Annotated in this window: 19 protein-coding genes and 1 tRNA gene; 18 read left to right on the top strand and 2 right to left on the bottom strand. The window is 35.1% G+C overall.

Annotated elements, in window-relative coordinates; all coding sequences use genetic code 11:
* Window positions 1-28: 28 nt before the first annotated feature.
* Together AC4FQ5_RS06430 and AC4FQ5_RS06425 are read left to right on the top strand one after the other, a co-directional pair.
* Complete coding sequence (locus AC4FQ5_RS06430) at window positions 29-895, top strand: SPFH domain-containing protein (protein ID WP_491141714.1); 867 nt, start codon at window positions 29-31, stop codon at window positions 893-895.
* Between the two features lie 240 nt (window positions 896-1,135).
* On the top strand, window positions 1,136-1,330 hold the full coding sequence (locus tag AC4FQ5_RS06425) for a type II toxin-antitoxin system antitoxin (protein ID WP_491141712.1): 195 nt from the start codon (window positions 1,136-1,138) through the stop codon (window positions 1,328-1,330).
* 50 nt (window positions 1,331-1,380) lie between these two features.
* On the opposite strand, the gene AC4FQ5_RS06420 is transcribed toward AC4FQ5_RS06425, so the two are convergent.
* Window positions 1,381-1,575, bottom strand: a complete 195-nt coding sequence (locus tag AC4FQ5_RS06420) for a hypothetical protein (protein WP_491141710.1) — start codon at window positions 1,573-1,575, stop codon at window positions 1,381-1,383.
* A gap of 128 nt (window positions 1,576-1,703) precedes the next feature.
* Between AC4FQ5_RS06420 and amaB the strand changes: the two genes are divergently transcribed.
* The 10 genes from amaB (at window position 1,704) to AC4FQ5_RS06370 (ending at window position 12,702) form a co-directional block, all read left to right on the top strand.
* On the top strand, window positions 1,704-3,254 hold the full coding sequence (gene amaB / locus AC4FQ5_RS06415) for an L-piperidine-6-carboxylate dehydrogenase (protein ID WP_491141708.1): 1,551 nt from the start codon (window positions 1,704-1,706) through the stop codon (window positions 3,252-3,254).
* A 120-nt stretch (window positions 3,255-3,374) separates the two neighbouring features.
* Window positions 3,375-4,700: an L-lysine 6-transaminase gene (lat, locus tag AC4FQ5_RS06410; RefSeq protein ID WP_491141706.1), complete on the top strand. Its 1,326-nt coding sequence runs from the start codon at window positions 3,375-3,377 to the stop codon at window positions 4,698-4,700.
* A gap of 63 nt (window positions 4,701-4,763) precedes the next feature.
* Entirely contained in the window at window positions 4,764-4,994 is a 231-nt protein-coding gene (locus tag AC4FQ5_RS06405; RefSeq protein ID WP_491141704.1) for a DUF2007 domain-containing protein, read from the top strand.
* Window positions 4,995-5,170: 176 nt separating this feature from the next.
* Window positions 5,171-5,689 carry a GNAT family N-acetyltransferase gene (locus AC4FQ5_RS06400; protein ID WP_491141702.1) on the top strand — a complete coding sequence of 173 codons (519 nt, stop codon included), beginning with the start codon at window positions 5,171-5,173 and terminating at the stop codon, window positions 5,687-5,689.
* Between the two features lie 122 nt (window positions 5,690-5,811).
* Window positions 5,812-6,267, top strand: coding sequence for a GbsR/MarR family transcriptional regulator (locus tag AC4FQ5_RS06395; protein WP_491141700.1), 456 nt, complete (start codon window positions 5,812-5,814; stop codon window positions 6,265-6,267).
* Between the two features lies 1 nt (window position 6,268).
* Window positions 6,269-7,453 carry an efflux RND transporter periplasmic adaptor subunit gene (locus tag AC4FQ5_RS06390; RefSeq protein WP_491141698.1) on the top strand — a complete coding sequence of 395 codons (1,185 nt, stop codon included), beginning with the start codon at window positions 6,269-6,271 and terminating at the stop codon, window positions 7,451-7,453.
* Window positions 7,453-10,599, top strand: coding sequence for an efflux RND transporter permease subunit (locus AC4FQ5_RS06385; RefSeq protein WP_491141696.1), 3,147 nt, complete (start codon window positions 7,453-7,455; stop codon window positions 10,597-10,599). Before AC4FQ5_RS06390 ends, AC4FQ5_RS06385 begins: the two co-directional genes overlap by 1 nt.
* A gap of 21 nt (window positions 10,600-10,620) precedes the next feature.
* Window positions 10,621-12,033, top strand: a complete 1,413-nt coding sequence (locus tag AC4FQ5_RS06380) for an efflux transporter outer membrane subunit (protein WP_491141694.1) — start codon at window positions 10,621-10,623, stop codon at window positions 12,031-12,033.
* Window positions 12,034-12,232: 199 nt separating this feature from the next.
* Window positions 12,233-12,306: transfer RNA gene (locus tag AC4FQ5_RS06375), tRNA-Ala, on the top strand.
* Between the two features lie 24 nt (window positions 12,307-12,330).
* The gene (locus tag AC4FQ5_RS06370; RefSeq protein ID WP_491141692.1) at window positions 12,331-12,702 is read left to right on the top strand and encodes a hypothetical protein; all 372 of its coding nucleotides are present in this window, start codon (window positions 12,331-12,333) and stop codon (window positions 12,700-12,702) included.
* 60 nt (window positions 12,703-12,762) lie between these two features.
* Here AC4FQ5_RS06370 and AC4FQ5_RS06365 read toward each other — a convergent pair whose 3' ends face one another.
* Window positions 12,763-13,413 carry a hypothetical protein gene (locus AC4FQ5_RS06365; protein ID WP_491141691.1) on the bottom strand — a complete coding sequence of 217 codons (651 nt, stop codon included), beginning with the start codon at window positions 13,411-13,413 and terminating at the stop codon, window positions 12,763-12,765.
* 151 nt (window positions 13,414-13,564) lie between these two features.
* Here AC4FQ5_RS06365 and AC4FQ5_RS06360 point away from each other — a divergent pair, with 151 nt between their 5' ends.
* The 6 genes from AC4FQ5_RS06360 to AC4FQ5_RS06335 all read left to right on the top strand — a co-directional run bounded on the left by AC4FQ5_RS06360 (window position 13,565) and on the right by AC4FQ5_RS06335 (window position 19,082).
* Entirely contained in the window at window positions 13,565-14,134 is a 570-nt protein-coding gene (locus AC4FQ5_RS06360) for a C40 family peptidase (RefSeq protein WP_491141689.1), read from the top strand.
* 133 nt (window positions 14,135-14,267) lie between these two features.
* Window positions 14,268-15,080 carry a 2,3,4,5-tetrahydropyridine-2,6-dicarboxylate N-succinyltransferase gene (locus tag AC4FQ5_RS06355; protein WP_263001976.1) on the top strand — a complete coding sequence of 271 codons (813 nt, stop codon included), beginning with the start codon at window positions 14,268-14,270 and terminating at the stop codon, window positions 15,078-15,080.
* Window positions 15,081-15,106: 26 nt separating this feature from the next.
* Entirely contained in the window at window positions 15,107-16,273 is a 1,167-nt protein-coding gene (locus tag AC4FQ5_RS06350; RefSeq protein ID WP_491141687.1) for a glycosyltransferase family 87 protein, read from the top strand.
* Between the two features lie 6 nt (window positions 16,274-16,279).
* Window positions 16,280-17,209: a glycosyltransferase family 2 protein gene (locus AC4FQ5_RS06345; RefSeq protein WP_491141685.1), complete on the top strand. Its 930-nt coding sequence runs from the start codon at window positions 16,280-16,282 to the stop codon at window positions 17,207-17,209.
* 2 nt (window positions 17,210-17,211) lie between these two features.
* Window positions 17,212-17,988 (top strand): polysaccharide deacetylase family protein, encoded by a 777-nt coding sequence (locus AC4FQ5_RS06340; RefSeq protein WP_491141684.1) that lies wholly within the window; start codon window positions 17,212-17,214, stop codon window positions 17,986-17,988.
* Window positions 17,985-19,082: a glycosyltransferase family 4 protein gene (locus tag AC4FQ5_RS06335; protein ID WP_491141682.1), complete on the top strand. Its 1,098-nt coding sequence runs from the start codon at window positions 17,985-17,987 to the stop codon at window positions 19,080-19,082. The genes AC4FQ5_RS06340 and AC4FQ5_RS06335 overlap by 4 nt, the downstream gene beginning before the upstream one ends.
* Window positions 19,083-19,106 lie beyond the last annotated feature (24 nt).

Here is a 19,106-nt window from a genome sequence, read left to right as displayed (position 1 = left end):
ATTAATATCACTTTAAAAATTAAAAATCATGGAAAAAGTTTTAAAACCTATGTCTGGTTATCTTGCCCTCATTATTTGTTTAATTTTATTAGCAGCTTCTGGATACCTGCTTATTACAGGGATTGAAGTCAGTATTACCTTTATAATTCTTGCAATAGCTTGTTTTTTGTTAAGCTGTTTTTTTATGAAGGGTTTAATGATTATTCAGCCGAATCATTCAAGAGTATTAAATTTCTTCGGGAAATATGTGGGTTCTGTAAAAGACAACGGATTATTTTTTATCAATCCTTTATACTCTTCACAAAAAATATCTCTCCGTTCTGAAAACCTTCAGGGACAAACGCTAAAAGTAAATGATAAAATGGGAAATCCCATTGAAATTGCAGTTGTAATGGTATGGAAAGTAGGCGATACCTATAAAGCAGCATTTGATGTTGAAAGATATTCAGATTTTGTAAAAATGCAGAGTGAGGCGGCAGTTCGTCATTTGGCGATGAGTTTTCCTTATGATAACCTGGAAGACGATCATGCGCCGATTACTTTGAGAGAAGGTGGTGATAAAATCAATTCTATCCTTGAACAGGAACTGACAGACCGGCTTTCAAAAGCAGGAATTATTATTCAGGAAGCAAGAATTTCTCACTTGGCTTATGCATCAGAAATTGCAGGAGCCATGCTTCAGAGACAACAGGCAACGGCAATCGTAGCAGCGAGAACCAAAATCGTAGAAGGCGCAGTCGGAATGGTCGATTTAGCTTTAAAGAAACTTTCAGAAGAAAATATTGTTGAATTGGATGACGAAAGAAAAGCCGCAATGGTGAGCAATTTAATGGTCGTTCTTTGTGGTGAAAAAGCCGCACAGCCGATTTTAAATGCAGGAACATTGTATAATTAAGGTTGAGGAAAAGGCTTAGATTTTGATTGAAAATATATAAATTAATTCAAAATTAATTTAAAATAATCAGACTCTTTCTAATTGAAAATCCTTGTGTTCTTTGCTAAGTGAAACGCCTTTGCGAACTTAAAAGAAGTTAGTAGTAAAAAAATCTTTGCGAACTTTGCGTTAAATTAAATTTTAATAATACATGAAAATCTGCTCAATCAGCAAAATCTGCGAGAAAAATAAAACAAAAAAATGAAATCTCAGAACCCCAAAAACTCTTCAGAACCACCGGCAAAAGGTAAAAAATCTTTTGTGATCAGAATTGATGAGTCTACATATAAATTACTTGAAAAATGGGCAAATGATGAATTCAGGAGTGTAAACGGACAAATAGAGTATTTGCTCAGTCAAAGCTTAATCAATTCCGGGAGGAAGAAAAAAGAATAAAAATAGTTTAATTTAAAAAATCAAGCAGAGAAGAGATTCTTTGCTTTTTTTTATTGGAAAATTCCGGAAAAATAACCACTGATTATATTCCAGAAATTTTTACCTAAAAAGTAAATAAGTGTAGAAGTGATAATCCCTTTTACCGTAAAAAAGATAATTCCGGCCACCCCAAATTTCTTCAGCATCTTTTTCCAGCGAGAATTTTTCTCTTCTGTGGGTTCTTTCACAGACTTATTGGTTTCCATTTCAACAAAGATTTAGTGCAAAGATAAAGATGTTTATAATCATTCCAAATAAAAATAGCTTTAAATAATTAAAATTTCATCAGTCTCCGAAATATTTTTATCTTTAGAGAAAACGAAAAGTAACATTTATGTCAAAAAAAGTAAAAGATTTCGGAATTGAAAAATCTTTAAAAAACCTCGGAATAAAAACTGAAAATAAAGGAACTTCTACAGGAGGTAAATTTTTCGCTTCGGGGAAAACCATTGAAAGTTATTCGCCGTCAGACGGAAGATTAATTGGTAAAATAAAAACATCGGCAGAAAAAGATTATGAAAAGGTAATTGAATCTGCACAGGATGCCTTTAAGGAATTCAGAATGATTCCTGCTCCTAAAAGAGGAGAGTATGTAAGACAATTGGGTCTGAAATTAAGAGAATATAAAGACGATTTAGGAAAACTTGTTTCTTACGAAATGGGAAAATCTTTACAGGAAGGTCTTGGCGAAGTGCAGGAAATGATCGATATATGTGACTTTGCGGTTGGTCTTTCAAGACAGCTTCACGGTTACACCATGCATTCCGAAAGACCGGGACACAGAATGTATGAGCAATATCATCCGCTTGGAATTGTTGGTGTGATCACTGCTTTTAACTTTCCGGTTGCAGTTTGGGCATGGAACACCGCTTTGGCATGGATTTGCGGAAACGTTACGATCTGGAAACCGTCAGAAAAAACTCCTTTCTGTGCAATTGCCTGTCAGAATATTATGATGGAAGTTTTAAAGGAAAATAATCTTCCGGAAGGTATTTCAAGTGTTTTGGTTGCAGATCACGAGATCGGACAATTATTGGTGGAAGACAAACGTGTTTCATTGATTTCTTTCACCGGATCAACCAAAGTGGGAAGAATGGTTTCTTCAAAAGTAGCTGAAAGATTCGGAAAATCAATCCTTGAATTGGGTGGAAATAACGCCATCATCATATCCAAAGATGCCGATCTTGATATGTCAATTATTGGAGCGGTATTCGGAGCGGTAGGAACTGCAGGACAGAGATGTACTTCAACAAGAAGACTGATCATTCACGAAGATGTTTATGATGAAGTTAAAAACCGTCTGGTTAAAGCTTACGGACAATTGAAAATTGGAAATCCTCTGGATGAAAATATGCACGTTGGACCACTTATCGACGTTCACGCAGTCAATCAGTACGAAATGGCGATCGAAAATTGTATTCAGGAAGGCGGGAAATTTGTTGTGGAAGGCGGAGTTTTAAAAGGAAAAGATTATGAATCAGGATGCTATGTAAAACCTTGTATTGCGGAAGTTGAAAATTCTTTTGAAATCGTACAGCACGAAACTTTTGCACCTATTTTATATTTAATTAAATACAAAACTTTAGAAGAAGCAATAGCAATCCAGAATGATGTTCCTCAGGGATTGTCTTCTGCAATAATGACACAAAATTTAAGAGAAGCAGAATTATTTCTTTCTCAGGCTGGTTCAGATTGCGGAATTGCCAATGTGAATATCGGAACTTCTGGTGCTGAAATCGGTGGAGCTTTTGGTGGTGAAAAAGAAACAGGCGGAGGAAGAGAATCCGGTTCTGACGTTTGGAAATATTACATGAGAAGACAAACAAATACCATTAATTATACAACCCAACTTCCTTTAGCACAGGGAATTAAATTTGATTTATAAAAGCTTTAATTTTAATCATTAAAAAAATTAAAAGATTAAAGATTAAATGATTAGCACTTTCTAATTTTTGAATTTTTAATTCTTTAATCTTTTAATAAAACATTTCAATTCACACAAAATATGGAACATACAATAGAAACAAAAAGAAATAAAGTAAAAGAAACCGTAGGAAAACACGTTTTGGCAGACGGTTTTGACTTTGTTATGGATATTGAAAACTCTCATGGCTCCTGGATTCATGATTCAATCACAGGTAAAAATTATCTGGATATGTTTTCGATGTTTGGCTCGGCTTCGATCGGTTACAACCATCCTTATTTAGTCGGAAAATCTGATTGGCTGGGGAAAATGGCAATCAATAAACCGACTTTGGCAGATGTGTATTCTAAAGAATATGCAGATTTTTTAGACACTTTCGAAAGAGTGGTAATGCCCCAAGAACTTCAGTATGCTTTTTTCATTGAAGGCGGAACTTTAGGCGTTGAAAATGCAATGAAAGCCTGTTTCGACTGGAAAACAAGAAAGAATTTTGATAAAGGTCTTGACATTGAAGCCGGAATTTGCATCCATTTCAGACAGGCATTTCATGGGAGAAGCGGGTATACTTTAAGTCTTACAAATACTTCAGATCCAAGAAAATATCAATATTTTCCGATGTTTGAATGGCCAAGAATTCTGAATCCGAAATTAACCTTTCCGATTACTGAAGAAAACCTTGAGGAAACCATCAATAATGAACGATTGGCTTTATTAAATATTGGCGAAGCAATTTTGTCAAACCCCGACAGAGTTGCATGTATCATCATTGAACCAATACAGGCTGAAGGAGGAGACAATCATTTCAGAGATGAGTTTTTCGTTGAATTGAGAAATATTTGCGACGAGCACGAAGTTTTATTAATCTTTGACGAAGTGCAAACAGGAATCGGGATCACAGGGAAAATGTGGGCGTTTGAACATTTCAGCATTCGACCGGATATTATTTCTTTTGGTAAAAAAACGCAGGTTTGTGGAGTTTTGGCAAATAGAGAAAAATTTGATGAAGTTCCAAATAATGTTTTCAGAGAAAGCTCAAGGATCAATTCAACTTTTGGAGGAAATTTTATTGATATGCTTCGTTTCCAATTGGTGATGGAAGTGATTGAAAATGAAAATTTAGTTGAAAATGCTCAAGTTGTTGGTGAATATTTATTGGAAGGCTTACAGAATTTAGCTAAAAAATATCCTGAAAAAATTTCTAATGCAAGAGGAAGGGGATTGATGTGTGCGATTGATTTGCCAACACATGAGCAGAGAAATCATTTGAGAGAAATCTTATTTAATGACGGTCTTATTATTCTGGCATGCGGTGATCAATCGATACGTTTCAGACCCCATTTGAATGTTACAAAGGAAGAAATTCAGATTGCATTAGATAAAATAGAGGGTAATATTAATAAAATTTAAAATTTCAAAATTTGGAATTCTGAAAAAAACATCCTATATTTAGATACTCAAAATGTATATTATATGGAACGCAACACGAGAGTATCAGTTTTTGAAAGCGATAAACCTTCAGAAATTCAGTTGATCAAATCAAAATTGGAAGAGGCGCAGATTACAAATGCCGTTGAAAATAATTACCTCACATTCACAACGACGCCAACAGCAACATCTTTGAAAGTGATGGTAGATTTGCAGGATGAGAAAAAAGCATTTGATATTATTGATGCTTATCTTCAGCAAAATCAAAATCAATAAAAAATCAATTTCATAATTTTAAATTTTACTACTTCGGAACCGAAAATTAATACAATTAGTTTTCGGTTTTTTTTGTCATATTTTAAAAATCAGATTATAGATATTGTAGGAATATATATTTATTGATCATAATCTCTACCGCAGAAGTTTTAAAATCATAAAAAAAAACAAACTCAATGACTCAGGATAGCATCATCAAATTTAGAAAAGCAGAAATTCAGGATAAAGATACAATCTGGGAAATCATACAGCAATCAATCGAAAGACGAAGAATCGACGGCAGTACTCAGTGGCAGAATGGTTACCCGAATCAACAAACCATAGAAAGTGATCTTGCTAAAAACTTTGGTTTTGTTCTTACTGTAAATGATGAAATTGCAGTGTATGTTGCTTTGATTTTTAACGATGAGCCGGCTTACAGCACAATTGATGGAGCGTGGCTTACTGACGGTGAGTTTGTTGTGATTCACAGGGTTGCAGTTTCCGAGAAGTTTGCCGGACAAGGGCTTGCCAAAAAACTTTTTGATCTTATTGAAGACTTTGTAAGCTCCCAAAATGTTCATAGTATCAAGGTAGACACCAACTATGATAATGCAGCAATGCTTAAGATTTTAGCTAATAAAGGTTATACATACTGTGGTGAAGTTTTTCTTGCCGGAGGAGTTCGGAAGGCATTTGAAAAAGTATTGATTTAAAAAACAGTAAAAGGTTAAATGCATTTTGATTGATTCTTTAAGAAACTATATATTCATAAACTCTATTAACTTTGTTCGTTTAGTTCCGAACTAAATTTTACTTTTGTTCAAAATTTTATGCAATGAATAGAAGTATAGAAATTGATGAGAAGATTTTTCAGGATGCTGTAAAATTTTACAGTACAATGTTTAATCTGCCTCCATTGGCTTCTAAAATCTACTCCTACCTTATTTTCGATTTTGAAAAAGTTGGAATTACTTTTGATGAGTTCGTTGATGTGTTCTCGGCAAGTAAAAGTTCGGTTTCTACTAATATTGCTCTCTTATTAAATTCACAATTGATTGTTGACATCAATAAAATGGATGAAAGAAAACGCTATTTTTTCGCCAATGATGATTATAAAAAAATAAGATTTGAAAAAATAGTACAGAAAATGCAGGATGAGCTAAAGCTATTGGATGATCTCAATCATTTCAGAAAAGTAAAGGATGAAGATTATGACGAAAAATTAGAAGTCTATAAATCTCTTTTAAATAAAAGTATCGTAAATATTCAGGAATCTCTTAATAAACTATAAAATGACAAACAAGCTTATACTATTTTCTATAGCAGCATTTTCGCTGACGGCCTGCAAAAAAGAAGCTCCGAAACAGGAAGGTCCGAAGACTTTTCCTGTAGTAGCAGTAGAAAATAAAAATATAACGGGTTACGATATTTTCCCGGCAAGTATAGAAGGCAGAGTGAATAATGACGTACGTGCCAAAATTCAGGGATATATAACCCAGGTTTTGGTGGATGAAGGTCAGTATGTTACGAAAGGACAGCCATTATTCCGTCTCGAAACCAATACTTTAAATGAAACTGCAGCCGCAGCAAAAGCAGGAGTAGGTGCTGCACAGTCAAATATTGCCGCCGCTCAGGCCGCAGTAAATGCAGCACAGGTAGAAGTCAACAAGCTTAAACCATTGGTTGAAAAAAACATTATCAGTAATATTCAGCTTCAGACCGCTCAAGCCAATCTTTCTCAAGCTCAGGCTCAGGTTCAGCAGGCAATTGCAGCAAGACAACAGGCGAGTGCCAATTATAAAGGCGCTGCAGCAAACGTTGATTATTCTATTATTCGTGCGCCTATTTCGGGAGTTATTGGCAAATTACCATTAAAAGTAGGGAGTTTGGTCGGTCCAACTGACCAGGTAGCTTTAACGACAATTTCAGATACATCACAGATTTTCGCTTATTTTTCAATGAATGAAAAGGAATATTTTGATTTTCTTGAAAAATCTGTAGGAGCAACTGTTCCTGAAAAGATCAAAAACCTTCCGATGGTTGAATTACAATTGGCAAACGGCAGCATTTATCCTGAGAAAGGAAGAATAGAAGCAATTACCGGTTCTATAGATCCCACTACAGGAACCATCCAGTTCAGGGTAGGTTTTACCAATCCACAGAAAATATTAAGCAACGGAAACAGCGGAAGCATCAGGTTCCCTAAAACGTATGATAACGTTTTGGTTGTTCCGGAAAGTGCAACGTACGAGCAGCAAGGTATTGTTTACGTTTATAAAGTTGAAAAAGACACTGCAAGAAATGCCGTTGTTGAAGTGATTGAAAGAATTGACAATTTAGCTTTAATAAAATCAGGCTTGAAAAAAGGTGAAGTGATCATTGCTGCAGGAACAGGAAACATAAAACCCGGTACAGCAGTAAAACCTAAGAAAATCAGTATGGATAGCCTCGTTCAATCAGTAAAACCGAAATTCTAATGATAAAAAACTTTATTAACAGGCCGGTTTTATCCACTGTAATCTCTATCCTGATCGTTATTCTCGGTGTTTTGGGTCTTACAGCACTTCCGGTGACACAGTATCCAGACATCGCACCGGCAACGGTGAGTGTACGAGCAAACTATACCGGAGCTAATGCTGAAACCGTAATGAAGAGTGTGGTTGTTCCTTTGGAGGAGCAGATCAATGGTGTTGAAGGAATGGATTATATCACTTCCACAGCAGGAAATGACGGTTCAGCTCAGATTCAGGTATTTTTTAAACAAGGAGTTGATGCAGATATTGCTGCGGTAAACGTACAAAACCGCGTTGCGAGAGCATCACCGTTGCTTCCGAGCGAAGTGACGAGAGCAGGTGTGGTAACCCAGAAACAGCAGACCAGTGCATTGATGTATCTTTCTTTTTATTCTGAAAATAAAAATATTGATGACGTTTATCTTCAAAACTTTTTGAATATCAACGTTATTCCAAATCTTCAGAGGATTAACGGAGTAGGTGAAGCCAACGTTTTTGGTGGAAAAAACTACTCAATGAGAATCTGGCTTGATCCTGCAAAATTGGCAGCTTACGGAATAACACCAACAGAAGTTACAACTGCTATTAACGATCAAAGCAGGGAAGCTGCAGCTGGTTCTTTAGGACAAAACAGCGGAAGTTCTTTTGAATATATCATTAAGTATGTAGGAAAGTTCAGTGAAAAGGAACAGTACGATGATATTATCATAAAATCTCTTCCGGATGGGCAGAATTTAATGCTGAAAGATGTTGCAAAAGTAGAATTAGGAGGTCTTTCTTATTCCGGAGTGGGTGAAAACGGAGATAATCCGTCAATCAGTATGGGGGTATTCCAAACTCCGGGATCAAACGCCCAGGAAATTATTGAAAACATCAAAAAACAGCTTAAAGAAAATGAAAGTTCTTATCCTGAAGGTGTAAAATATACCTTTAACTTTGATACCAACGAGTTTTTGGATGCATCTATTGAAAAAGTAATTCATACTTTGATTGAGGCATTCATCCTCGTATTTATTGTAGTATACATTTTCCTGCAGGATTTCAGATCAACCTTGATTCCTGCGATTGCTGTTCCGGTTTCTATTGTGGGTACTTTCTTTTTCCTTAATTTATTTGGGTATTCATTAAACTTACTGACGCTTTTCGCATTAGTATTGGCAATCGGTATTGTGGTCGATGATGCGATTGTCGTCGTCGAGGCTGTACACGCCAAGATGGAAAACGGTATTTCGAATGCTAAGAAAGCAACCGTTGAGGCAATGGATGAGATCACCGGAGCGATTATCTCAATCACTTTGGTAATGGCGGCGGTATTTATTCCGGTAACCTTTATTACAGGTCCTACAGGTGTATTTTATCAGCAGTTTGGAATCACGCTGATTATTGCAATCATCATTTCAGCAGTCAATGCATTGACGTTGAGTCCGGTTTTATGTTCATTATTCCTAAAGCCACATGAAGATCATCACGAAGATTATAAGAATAAAAATTTCATCCAGAAATTCTTTTATAAATTTAACATAGGGTTCAAAACTGCCACAGAGCGTTACGGAAGAGGATTTAATTTCCTTATCAAGCATAAGTGGGTGACTTTAGTAATTCTTGTTGTTACATGTGGAATTATTTATTGGGCAAATGGCAGCATGAAAAAAGGTTTTGTACCTACAGAAGACCGAGGAATTATCTTTACAGACGTACAGCTTCCTCCCGGAGCATCTATGGAAAGAACGTATAATGTTTTGAAAACGTTGCAGAAAAACGCATTGCAGATTCCGGGAATTCAGAATGTAACCATTTCTACAGGTCGTGGATTGCTTTCAGGAAACGGAAGCAACAACGGACTTGCTTTCATTAAGCTAAAACCATTTGACGACAGAAAAGGAGATGGCCTATCTTCAGAAGAAATTTCTAAAAGATTATTTGGTTTAGCAGGTAAAGTTCCTGATGCAAAGGTAGTATTCTTCCAGCCTCCAAGTGTACCCGGATTTGGTAACAGTGCAGGTTTTGAGATGGTTCTTTTGGATAAATCCGGTGGTGATTTTGCTGAATTGGATGCCAAAACAAATGAGTTTATCGGAAACCTGATGCAAAGACCGGAAATTGAATTTGCACAGACCTCATTCAATACAAAATATCCGCAGTATATGATGGAAATCAATGTTCCTCTGGCGAAACAAAAAGGTGTTTCTGTGAACGATATTTTGGCAACAATGCAGGGTTATATCGGTGGAATCTACGGTGCTGACTTTACCAAATACGGCAAGCAGTTCAGGGTAATGATTCAGGCTCTTCCCGAGAACAGAGAAAATGCTGAAAACCTTAATCAGTATTACGTTAAGACAAGTTCCGGCGAGATGTCACCGATTTCACAGTTTGTAACGTTGACCAAAACATACGGTCCTCAGTCTGTAGGTCGTTACAACTTATTTACTTCCGTAAAAATTACCGGTGCAAACAAAGCAGGCTTCAGTTCAGGTGATGCGATTACCGCAGTGCAGGAAGTTGCTAAAGAAACACTTGATCAGAATTATGATGTTGAATTTACGGGTCTTACAAGAGAAGAATTAAATTCCGGATCGCAGACTTTATTGATTTTTGCTTTGAGTCTTGTATTTGTTTATTTCATTCTGTCTGCTCAGTACGAAAGTTATATTTTACCTTTTGTGGTTGTGATTTCACTGCCTTTAGGTGTAATGGGAGCTTATTTCGGACAAAAAATCATGGGACTGGAAAACAATATTTATTTTCAGATTGCTTTGATCATGCTTGTAGGATTACTTGCCAAAAATGCAATTTTGATCATTGAGTTTGCTGTCCAAAGAAGACATCACGGCGAGTCGATTGTAGATTCTGCAATTAATGCTGCGAAGGCAAGATTGAGACCTATTTTAATGACCTCACTGGCATTTATCTTTGGTTTGCTACCGTTGGTTTTAGCAAGCGGAATCGGTGCGGTTGGTAACAGATCTATTGCAACAGGTGCAGCGATAGGATTGTTGATAGGGACTATTTTAGGAGTATTTGTAATTCCTGTATTATATGTGGTTTTCCAGACTTTGCAGGAAAAAATAAAACCAATCAAACAAGAAGACATCAATTTAGCTGAATAAGAAATCTTTAAGATTTAAATAATGAAAAATTTATCAATAATTATAAAAGGAACCGCTTTTTCAGTGCTTACCGCAATCGTCATTACTTCATGCCATGTAAGAAAAGAGTATGAGAGACCTGCGGTTGTCGATGAAAAACTCTTCCGTACCGATATGCTTCCACAGGACAGTACAAGTGTTGCCAATATTTCCTGGAAAGAGATATTTACAGATCCTATTCTTCAGAAGCATATTTCAAAAGCTTTAGAAAATAATTTAGACATCAGGATCGCACTACAGAATATTACATCCGCAGAAGCATATTTGAGACAAAGCAAAGCAGCTTATCAACCGACATTGACGGTAGGACCGGGCTACACCTTTCAGACTCAGTCGCTGAACACTCAGTTTGGGCAGATCATCGGCGAGAGAAGGTATGTCAATCAATTTGACATTACCGGAAGTATTGCCTGGGAAGCAGATTTGTGGGGAAAATTAAAAGCTCAGGAAAAAGCCCAACTGGCAACATATTTAGGAAATATTGCTGCTCATAAGGCTGTGAAAAGTGACTTGGTTTCTTCAATTGCATCAAGCTATTATCAATTGCTTACTCTGGATGATCAGAAGAAGATTATCCAGGAAACTATAAAAATTCGTGAAAATAATCTAGAAACAACAAAAGCCCTGAAAGTTGCAGGTACCTTAACTGAAGTTGCTGTGCAGCAAAGCCAGGCTTTGGTTTACAATGCTCAGTCTTTGTTAATTGATATCGATACGCAGATTCAGCAATTGGAAAACACAATGAGTCTTTTGATGGGTGAGCCTTCAACAGCGATTGAAAGATCTACTCTGGAAAGTCAAAAGCTGCCAGAAAACTTTGCTCTGGGTTATCCTGCAAATTTACTGTCAAACCGTCCGGATGTAATGCAAGCAGAATTTAACCTGATGAATGCATTTGAACTGACAAACTCAGCAAAGGCTCAGTTTTATCCTACCTTACGACTCACAGGAAGCGGCGGATTACAGTCAGTTGATATTGATCATTTGTTTAGTGTCAATTCGCTTTTTGCCAGTTTAGTCGGAGGATTTGCGCAGCCCATCTTAAACAGACGCCAGATCAGAACCAACTATGAAGTAAGCTTGGCAAATAAAGAAACAGCATATCTGAACTTTAGAAAAACAGTTCTTACGGCAGGAAAAGAGGTTTCTGATGCAATCAGAGTTTTTTCGGTACAGGATTCTTTTATTGATCTGAAAACGAAAGAATTAAATGCTTATAAAAATTCTGTAGAATATTCTCAGGAATTAGTGAACTACGGTATGGCAAACTACCTCGAAGTTTTAAATGCCAACGTAAATTCTTTAAATGCAGAGCTTAATATTTCTAATGCACAATACAGCAAAATGAAAGCTGCAGTAGATTTGTACAAAGCTCTAGGTGGCGGCTGGAAGTAAATTAAAATTAATATAATTCTATTAAAACGTATGCTGTTTTCAGCGTACGTTTTTTACGTTTTTTCCGATGATATTCTTGAATAGATGATTATTTTGTAGTTATTTAAACAACTTCTTAAATAAAATTTAACAAAATATTTGCAAATATGGTTTAATTACTTACTTTTGTACCGCTTCGTGTGAAAAGCACAGAAACAAAGGGGAATTAGCTCATCTGGCTAGAGCGTTAGACTGGCAGTCTAAAGGTGACGGGTTCGATCCCCGTATTCTCCACTTAAACAAAACTTTATCAAGGCTATGAAGAAATTTTTTTTACTTTTAGTGACTACTTTTTTATTAATTGGATGTACTGCAGATGACGAAACGATCTATGATTACATAGGAACGTGGTCCGGTACTTACACAGGAAGTGATAAAGGTGTATGGAATTTTGTAGTTGCAAGCGATGGTGACATTACAGGAACAATGCATTCTGAAACCAATAATGAAAACTACAATATTTCCGGTCATTTGGATGCTTCAGGTCAATTAACGGCAGAATTAGGACTGCCTGCAGACGGACAGTTCGTAGGAACGCTGGATCTTGATAAGAAAGGAAACGGAAACTGGACGAATGCTGTACCGACACCAACAAGAAGCGGTGCATGGACCGGCGAAAAGAATAAATAATTTTTCAATTATAAGAATAAAGCCTGTAAGTATCTTCCTTACAGGCTTTTTTTATGTACTTTACACAAATCCCATGTGAGTAATTTTTTCTTCTTTCTTTAAAACCACAAAATGAAGCAATAATTCTTCATCCTCAAAATGTTTTTCAAAAATATATTCGTTTAACTGTTTTTCGACTGGTATCATCTGTTTAAAATTTTCTGACTGATAATTTTCAAAGTCAATGAGAACGGTTTCTACAATAATCTCATCGTAGCTTATACCCTTTTCTAAAATTAAGCTCTTATCCCATAAACCTGCTGAAACTGATGCTGAATGCGTAAGGTTTTCAATACTGCCAAACCGAAAATTCTTCAGTAATTGAATTCCGGGTTCTGTTTCAAGACCTTTTTTAACACATCTTTTACCTTTTCGTGAAATACTATCATAATCTTTAATTTCTGTCATTAGCTTGGCAAACCTCTGATAGAGTAGGGCATCATCTGATTGTTTGATATAAATTGCGAGACATTGTCTGATGATCTTACCAATCTTTGAACAATGACCAAACTCAGAACTGTTCTGACGTACTTTTTCATAGGAAGCACTTTTATTAAATGCATTTTTATTAAAACCGCTTTTCTTCCGGACGACATTTTTACCATTCAGATTATAGAAAACAAGATCTCCTAAAGATCCATTGAGTTTTATCAAGCTTTCATATGTTGCCATGTGTTGTAATCAAAATTCAAATATACAGATTATTTATTATTTTTATAATTTTAAAGTATAATTGTAATATAGTTGTAGTATAGTTATAGTATAATTAAATTTAAATTATTATATTTGTTTCATCAAATTTGTCACATAAAATCAGTCAATTATGAACTTCAGAAAAACACACTATACAATAGCCCTAAAATGCATGGCTGTCTTACTGATTGCTTTTGCAATCTTATCGTGTGGTAGTTCAAAAAATATTTCAAAATCTAAAAAATCTTCGAGTCATACAGTTGGGAAATCAGAAAATTTAAGAAAACTGAATTCTAGATTTGACGGTAAAATATCAGGCTCTGCAAAAGACATTATAAAAGATGCTGAAAAATATTTAGGAAGTCCATATAAATTTGCTGGTAACACATCTTCGGGTTTTGACTGTTCGGGATTGACTACAAAAGTTTTCGACGATAATGGTTTGAAATTACCAAGAAGATCTGCAGATCAGGCAAATACCGGAAAAAATATTGATGTGGAAGATGTGAAACCGGGTGATCTGTTGTTTTTTGCAACAGCGGGTGGAAGCAGAGTTTCTCATGTAGGAATTGTACATACTATAGAAAATGACGGCGAGATAAAATTTATTCATGCATCTACTTCGAAAGGCGTTATCATTTCATCACTCAACGAAAAGTATTGGAATAAGGCTTATCTTCATGCACAGAGAATTTTATAATTTGAGAATATTCAGATTCAGATTTGATAGTTTCTTTAATAAAAGCCTTTTCGGGTAAGCAAGTTTAGAAGCGTTTTGCACAACTTTTTTGTATCTTTGGCGGCATATTTATTAAACTGATTAAATTTATAACATGTCATTACAACAAACTATCGAAAACATCTGGGACAATAGAGATTTATTACAAAACGAAGACAGTAAAGCCACGATCAGAGAAGTTATTTCTCTTTTAGATTCAGGAAAACTTCGTGTTGCTGAACCTACAGAAAACGGATGGCAGGTAAATGAATGGGTAAAAAAAGCAGTGGTAATGTATTTCCCGATCCAGACAATGGAGACTATTGAAGTAGGTCCGTTTGAGTTTCACGATAAAATGCCGTTGAAAAGAAATTATGCTGAAAAAGGAGTAAGAGTCGTACCTCATGCAGTTGCAAGAGAAGGTGCCTTCATTGCTTCAGGTGTAATTTTGATGCCATCTTATGTAAACATCGGAGCTTATGTAGACTCAGGAACGATGGTTGATACTTGGGCAACGGTTGGAAGTTGCGCACAGATCGGTAAGAATGTTCATTTAAGTGGTGGTGTTGGAATTGGTGGTGTTTTAGAACCGCTTCAGGCTGCACCTGTAATCATTGAAGATGACTGCTTTATCGGTTCAAGATGTATTGTTGTTGAGGGAGTTCATGTTGAAAGAGAAGCTGTTTTGGGAGCAAATGTTGTTTTGACAGCTTCAACCAAAATTATTGACGTTACAGGTCCTGAGCCAATTGAAATTAAAGGGAGAGTTCCTGCACGTTCAGTGGTGATTCCCGGAAGTTACACAAGACAATATCCTGCAGGAGAATATCAGGTTCCATGTGCTTTGATCATCGGTACAAGAAAGGAATCTACAGATAAAAAAACGTCACTGAATGACGCTTTGAGAGAAAATAATGTTGCGGTTTAATTATATTTAACCTAAAACTAAAAACCTTGAAAGAAAAATTTTTAAAGTTTATTTTAAACCCCAAGTATATATTTGGGGTTTATCTTATTATAGCAATCGTTACGGCTATTTCAAAATACTTTAGAGGTAATGCAATCAATAATTACCTCATTTTTAAATACACGTATTTCAATACTCTTCTTGAGAAAAATCTCTATTTACAATATCCAGAGTATTTTCAGGATTCCAATCATTATGGGATTTTCTTTAGTGCATTGATTGCTCCATTTGCTTTAATGCCCGATTGGCTCGGAATTTCACTGTGGAATGTTGCCAATACTTTCATCTTTATTTATGCTATTCACAAACTTCCCTTTTCTGATGGTAAAAAAGCATTATTTGCATTATTTTGCTTACAGGAATTTATAACAGCTGCTTTAAGCTTGCAATTTAATATCGCTCTTGTCGGATTGTTGATGTTGTCAGCAACTTATATTTACGAAAGAAAAGAAGTAAAATCAGCAACCTCACTCATGGTTGGAGTTTTCGTAAAAATCTATGGAGTCGTAGGTTTATCACAGTTTTTCTTCATTAAAAACAAAACGAAATTTATCATCGCCGGAATTGTGATTGCATTATTGTTCTTTGTTTTTCCGATGATTTATTCAAGTCCGGAATTTGTAATTCAGAGTTACAAAGACTGGTCGGTTTCTTTAGCTGAAAAAAATGCTCAGAATCAAAGCTTAAACAGTTATCAGGATATTTCTCTGATGGGTTTTGTGAGAAGAATTTTGGGAGATGCTTCGATCTCCAATTTTGCTTTTTTAGCATTTGGTTTACCGTTATTTGCCTTGCCATACATCAGAATCAAACAGTATAAAAATTACGCTTTTCAGTTAATGATTTTGGCATCTACATTATTGTTTCTGGTACTATTCAGTTCAGGTTCAGAATCACCTACTTACATTATTGCAGTTGCAGGAGTGATGATCTGGTTTTTTTTACAGAAAGAAAGATCACCATGGGTTATTGCCATGCTTGTTTTCGTAATTATTCTGACAAGTTTTTCACCTTCAGATTTGTTTCCTAAGTCCATCAAAGTTAATTATATTGTTAAATATTCTTTAAAAGCAGTACCTTGCATTGTCGTTTGGTTCAGAATAATTTATGAATTGATGACCCGAGATTTTGAAAAAGATTATAGCCTACAATAATGTAAAATGAAAAAAATATCTATTGTAATTCCCGCCTATAACGAAGAAGGAAATGTTGCGTTGATTCATCAGAAAATCAAAGAGATTTTTTCAAAATTAGAAAATTATGATTTTGAAATCATTTTCGTGAACGACGGAAGCAGAGATCAGACTCAGAAAGCTCTTGAAGATTTATCGAATATATATAATGAAGTTAAGTTTATAGAATTTTCCAGAAATTTTGGACATCAACCTGCAGTAAAAGCCGGAATGGACAGTGCTTTGGGAAATGCCGTGATTTCAATGGATGGCGATCTTCAGCATCCACCTGAACTGATTCCCAAAATGATTCAGAAATGGGAAGAAGGATATGATGTGGTTTTAACGATAAGAAAATATCCCAAAGAAATTTCTTTGTTCAAGAGAAAAACTTCAGATTTTTTCTATAAAATTCTATCCGGTTTATCTGATGTAAATCTTACAAAAGGAGGCGGGTCAGATTTCAGACTGATGGATGCGAATGTTGTTGAAGTCATGAGAAAATTCAATGAAGATGATCTTTTTTTACGCGGATTGACAAGCTGGATGGGCTTTAAACAGATCGGATTAGACTTCACAGCATCAGAACGCATTTCAGGAGAAAGCAGTTACAATCTCAAAAAGATGATCACTTTTGCGTTTACAGGAATCACCGCATTCAGTGTAAAACCTCTTTACATTGCAGCGTATTTAGGTTTTTTATTTTCCGGGTTTTCCGTGATTGGTTACGCAGCGTATGTCATCCATTCTTTCGTAACAAAAACAGAAATTTCAGGTTGGGCATCATTAATTATGACGATCGTTTTTTTTGGAGGTCTACAACTGATTATCCTGGGAATTATCGGAATTTATTTAGGTAAAATTTTCAAACAGGTCAAAGCCAGACCCAATTATATTATTAAAAACAAAAACTTCTAAAAATGGTATTGTTAAGTTTTGACATCGAAGAATTTGATATGCCATTCGAATATCAGGGAAAAATTTCCTTTGAAGAGCAGATTTCAATTTCTCAAATTGGCTTAGAAAGAATTTTGAATATTCTTAAAAAACATCATGCAAAAGCTACTTTTTTCTCGACCGTAGTTTTCGCAGAAAACAGCAAATCTCTTATCGAAAGATTACTCAGTGAAGGCCACGAGCTGGCTTCTCATACATGGTTTCATTCTGAATTTGAAGTAAAACATTTAAAAGAGTCAAGAGAAAAATTACAGGAATTATTTTCGACAAATGTTACAGGATTAAGAATGCCCAGAATGATGCCTGTTGATAAAAAAGAAGTTGAAAAAGCCGGATACTTGTACAATTCATCTATAAATCCTACTTTTCTTCCCGGAAGATATAACAACTTAAAAGTTTCACGAACCTATTTTAAAGAGGAAAGTGTCACACAAATTCCGGCTTCGGTTTCTCCCAATTTTAGAATACCTTTGTTTTGGCTGAGTTTTCATAATTTTCCATTAAGTTTTTACAAAAAATTAGCTTCTGATACTTTGAAAAAAGATAATTATCTCAACATTTATTTTCATCCTTGGGAATTTGCTGAAATTAAAAATCCGGAATTTAAACTTCCAGGATTTACAGTTAAAAGGTCAGGAAATGAAATGGTTGAAAGATTTGATAACTTCGTAGGCTGGTTAAAAAATAAGAATTATAAATTCGGAACTTTTCAGGAATTTCAAAAGCAGATAGAATCATGAAGATAGCTTACGATGCAAAACGTTTCTTTCACAACACTTCCGGTTTGGGAAATTATTCCAGAGATCTGCTAAGAATACTTTCTAAATATTTTCCTGAAAATCAATATCTTCTGTTAAATAAAAACAAATCAGAAAGAGGAAATTCTATTTTAGAAAATCCTAATGTTAATTTTGTTGAAACATCAAAAGGAAACTTTTCGCGACAGCTTAAAATGGGTAAAGATGCACAAAAACAAAACGCCGATATTTTCCATGGACTTTCTGGTGAATTGCCTTTAAAATGGGGCAAAACTCCGATCAAAAAAGTAGTTACCATTCATGATCTTATTTTCATGAGATACCCTCAATATTATTCTTTTTTTGACAGAAAAATTCACTTCTGGAAGTTCAAAAGATCGGCTCAAATGGCTGATAAAATCATAGCAATTTCAGAGCAGACGAAACGAGATATTATTCAATATTTAAAAGTTCCGGAAGATAAAATTGAGGTTATTTATCAAGGCTGTCATCAGGCTTTTAAAGAAAATCAGTCTGAAGAATTTATTCAGAAAACGAAAGAAAAATTCAATCTTCCTGAAAGATTTATCTTAAATGTCGGAACCATTGAAGAAAGAAAAAATCTTTTAAACATTGTAAAAGCAATCGACAAAACTGAAATTCCTTTGGTCGTTGTGGGTAGAAAAACAAAATATTTCGCTAAAATAGAGCAGTACATCAAGAAAAATAAATTAGAAAAACAGATTAATTTTTTGGAAGGAGTTACAATGGATGAGCTGGCTGTGATTTATAAATTGTCCGATATTTTTGTTTACCCAAGCTTTTTTGAAGGCTTTGGAATTCCGATAATTGAAGCATTATTTTCAAAAACGGTAACGATTACCAGCAATACAAGTTGTCTTCCCGAAGCTGGCGGAAAGGATTCTGCTTATATTGATCCAAAAAATTATTTAGATATTCAATCTAAAATAAAATTTCTGTGGGCGAATGAATCTGAGAGAAAACGCCGAGCTGAAAAGGGTTTTGAGTTTGTTCAGAAGTTTAATGACGAACCCATTGCAAACGAATTAATGAATCTTTATCAAAAAATTCTTTAAAAATTCTTTGTCAGTTAAAAATTA

The sequence above is a fragment of the Chryseobacterium sp. DT-167 genome (assembly GCF_058310155.1).
Note: the sequence above shows the minus strand (reverse complement) of the source record. Positions and strands in the feature narration are given on the sequence as shown.